The sequence below is a fragment of the Microcoleus sp. S28C3 genome (assembly GCF_036700785.1).
Classification (GTDB): Bacteria; Cyanobacteriota; Cyanobacteriia; order Cyanobacteriales; family Microcoleaceae; genus Microcoleus; species Microcoleus asticus.
Map to the genome: position 1 here is coordinate 1 of NZ_JAUBPO010000229.1, position 3,908 is coordinate 3,908.

Consider the following 3,908-nt stretch of genomic DNA (forward strand, 5'->3'; position numbering starts at 1 on the left):
TCTCTCGTCCCCTCGCTATCTCTGAACTCCTCACCTTTCGGGGGTTTCAATATCTCACTCCTTAAGAGAACAGTGTCAGTTTCGCCCTTCCCCACAGTCAACTCGTAACTTTTATAAGCCAGCCAAGTCCCTAAACCCCGCTTGCCAAAAACAGCCTTCCCAGCAGCGCACACGTAGCGCACCTGCGGGTGAAAAGCCCCCGGATAGTGAATTTTGACAAAATCTAGATTTTTGCGAGTCCAGCGCTCTTGAGAGACGTGCGGCGTGCCTAAAGTAATTAAAGTATTCACATAAGGGTGAGCTTCCCACAAACCCGCGTCCTCAAGCACGTCGCCGTGAATCCTGTAAGGCTTTTCGCCCAAATAGATGCGAGAAATCCAGCCGCCGGCGGAATGACCGACGAGATTGATCTGGGGAACGCCGTATTGCTGTAACATTTGTTTGACCGTGCGATCGAGCTGTCGCAAAATTGGCACCATCGATCGCCCGCCAAAAGTCGGCAACCAATCTCCCTTGCCCAGAGGCACTGTTACTGTTGGGAAACCTCGATCGACCAGAGATTTTTCTAATTCGCGATAGTCGGAAGCAGCAGCAAAATATCCTGGTAAAATCACGGTTGGTAATGGCATTGTCAATTTTAGATTTTAGATTTTAGATTTTGCGGCCGGAGTGCTACGATCTGTTTTTCAAGTTCAAAGACACTTGCCGAAGCATTCTTTGGATTGCTAACATCTGCCGCTCGTTAAACCTTTTGCTTAGGGAATATCTACTTCTATGGCTCGCGAGCCGATTCAAACATGGTATTTTACCCTAGTTGTCGTTCACTTAGAAGACCGTTTTCTACTGGTACAAGAGCGCAAGTACGAGCAGCAGTGGTATCTCCCAGCAGGGCGAGTGGAAAAAGGGGAGACTTTGCTCGAAGCTGCTATGCGCAATACCATTGAGGAAGCGGGCATTTCCGTCATCGTTGAGGGAATTCTCAGGGTAGAGCACACAGTGATGCCTAGGGGTAATGTGCGCCTCCGAGTCATTTTTGTGGCTCGTCCAGAAGATAAGACGCCGCCCAAGAGCAAGCCGGACGAGCATACTTTGTGCGCCGGCTGGTATTCTCTCAAGGAATTAGACCAGTTGTCTCTACGGGGAGAGGAAGTTCGGGAAATGTTTCAATATATGGCAAGCGGCGCTCCCATTTATCCCATCGACTTGCTCACCATCGAGGGAGCTCCTTTTAAAAATTACCGCTATCGCTGGTGAATCCATCGATTTTGGATTTTGGATTGAATAATTACTTCCACGGATGAATCCGGTTGTGTAACCGAATTGGAAACAGGAGTCGATCGAACGGATCGATCGTGTTTAATGAATTAGTGGCGCTCCAGATCCCGGAAAAAGACGGTATAGCAGCGGCGCAGTCTGTTTTTTGCTCGCCCCAGCCCGGCTCGTCTGACGCCCCGCTCACCATTCTCAACAATAGCTGAGAAACCTAGTATAGGGTTCGGCAAAAGGCATTCGGAAAGAAAAACAATGCTTTCAGCAATTAAGAACGTCCTAACCCTATTGGCAGTTGCTACAACAGCGAAGAAAAATCTCGGTTCTCAGGTTGAATCCGTCAAGAAACCCGCTTTCTACGCTTGAGTGCTTGAGTTGAGGGTCGTGGAATCTAAATAAAAGTCGATCGGGCAATTTCGATACCGACCGTGCTAAAATTATACCTTTGAATTTCCAACCTCTCCTCATTAAAACGAATTCACACTCAATCACAACCACAACAATATAAATTACCAATCCCCCAATCACTCAATCCCCCAATCTAAAATCTAACCATCTCCCAATCCCCCAATCTAAAATCTAACCATCTCCCAATCCCCCAATCTAAAATCTAAAATCTAAAATCTAAAATTTAAATGACTGACTCTTCCTCTCTAGCCAACACCCTTTCCGAACCGCTGCGCCAGCCTTATTGGTGGGCAGCCCTAGCTTCTGTGAGCCTTCACGGAGTCCTCGGAGCAACCGCCCCGACGCTCTCAAGCATACTTTATGGTGGAAATTCCTCAAAAAATATCCCCGGTTCTGTCGGCTTGGTAGAACTAACTCCCACAGAGGCCGGCCGCCTGCCACAAACCATACCACCGAAACCATCTAATACGCGATTTACGCCATTTTCGATCGCACCAGTTCCCTTGCCCGCCTCGCCCAAGTTAGCGGCGCCCTTGCCCCCCGCACCTCCAGCTATCAACTTGCCCGCCCTACCGCCGGGAATGCCCCCTCCTGGATTCTTTTCCCCCCTCCCTTATTCCCCTCTCCCGCCCTCTGCCGCCCCAACAGCCCCGCCGCCTCCGAAAACTCCATCCCCAACATTCAGAGCCCCCTCCCAGCCAACACCCACTTTCGTCCCGCCAGTACCTCCCAGCGGTTTGATTTTCCCGCCCTTGCCCGGTAATTTCGATCGCAATATCCCGCCGCCGCCATCGCTGACAGAAGTGCCCCAGCTTCCCGGCAGCGCCTCGGAAGATGAAGCAGAGACGCTCAAAAAGATCATAGCCAGTAGAGGCGGACTCCCACTATTTCCAGACGGAGCTCCAGTCTTTACCCCAGAATTCCCAATTGCTGGCAGGAATGTGGGACCCGATGGAGTACCAAAGTTGACTCAAAAAGATCCGAATAAAAGGAATCTCATCGCAGAAACTCCCGAAGAAAGAATCAAGAGGCAACAATTTGAAGAGGGACAGCGACAGCTAGGACAGTCCGACCAACCGAGTTCAAACTTACCCACCGACAGAGAAACACAGCTTGCGGCTGCAAATACCTATGTTGCTTTGTTTGAGAGATTCAAAAAGGCTTATCCTGACTTGGAAATGACGGGGCCAACTCCTGTGAATATCCCTTATCCCCTAGCAGCTTGCTCGCAAAAACTTGAAGGAGTAGCAGTTTTCGGAGCAGTTGTCAGCCCTCAAGGCTTGCTCAAAGCCGAGCCTCAAGCGATCGTCCCGACGGGTTACGGCATTCTCGACAATGCTGCTAAAACTGCGATTATTAACCCTTCTCTAACATTTTCGGCAGCCAGCACGCACAAGCTTTACCAAGTAGCTATCCCGTTTAAATACGACGAAAAAGTTTGCAGCGGCATTCCTGTCACCCCGTCCACCGCCCCAACCAGGCCCAACCCAGCAGGCCAGCAGCGGCCAACAGTAACCCCGACAGGGCCCAAACCCACAAACCAGCAGCCATCCCCAGCGCCTGCTGAAGTGAAACCGCAGTTTGAGAAGCCGCCGGCCCCGTCAAACAAACCGAAGCCTGGGGCTCAAACCTCGCCGCCGGTACAAAAGCCCGCCGCCCAACCCTCGCCCTCACCTCAACAGAAACCAGCCGCCGAACAGTCACCTTCTCCTCAACCGCAGCCCGCCGAAGAGTCCCCGCCGGAAGCTGCGCCATCTCCTGCCCCCGAAGTGTCGCCGTCGCCGGAAGCTGCGCCATCTCCCGCCGAAGTATCCCCGCAGCCGTCGCCGGAAGCTGCGCCATCTCCTGCCGAAGTGTCGCCGTCGCCGGAAGCTGCGCCATCTCCCGCCGAAGTGTCGCCGTCGCCGTCGCCGGAAGCTACACCCTCTCCCGCCGCTACCGAAAATTAATTGGGAATGGGCAATTGGTAATATCCAATCTGCTTGCTTCACTATTGTGAGTTAGTAGTTAGTAGGGTGCGTGAACTTCGATATTTGTTTGAGAACTAACAAATTTCTACTTGCTGACGCACCATACTTTCTTAACTGATAATCAAATTGTTTTTCGTCTGCCCGACCCGGACTTTTGACGGCGGTCGTCCTGACTGCAAACCTAATTATTGGAGTTTAGACTAAGCAGGTCAAAAAGTGCGCTCGCCCAAAGACCGGCAAACGTCCATACTCCAACGGCAA

3 protein-coding genes are annotated in these 3,908 nt (G+C 51.6%); 2 read left to right on the forward strand and 1 reads right to left on the reverse strand.

Features of this window, described 5'->3' with window-relative positions:
* The coding region (locus QUA13_RS31825; RefSeq protein ID WP_333204996.1) for an alpha/beta fold hydrolase at positions 1-629 on the reverse strand (629 nt) is incomplete at its 3' end.
* 145 nt (positions 630-774) lie between these two features.
* Here QUA13_RS31825 and QUA13_RS31830 point away from each other — a divergent pair.
* Positions 775-1,254, forward strand: coding sequence for an NUDIX domain-containing protein (locus tag QUA13_RS31830; RefSeq protein WP_172185172.1), 480 nt, complete (start codon positions 775-777; stop codon positions 1,252-1,254).
* Positions 1,255-1,904: 650 nt separating this feature from the next.
* A complete protein-coding gene (locus QUA13_RS31835) occupies positions 1,905-3,626 on the forward strand; it encodes a hypothetical protein (RefSeq protein WP_333204999.1) in 1,722 nt (573 codons plus the stop codon).
* Positions 3,627-3,908 lie beyond the last annotated feature (282 nt).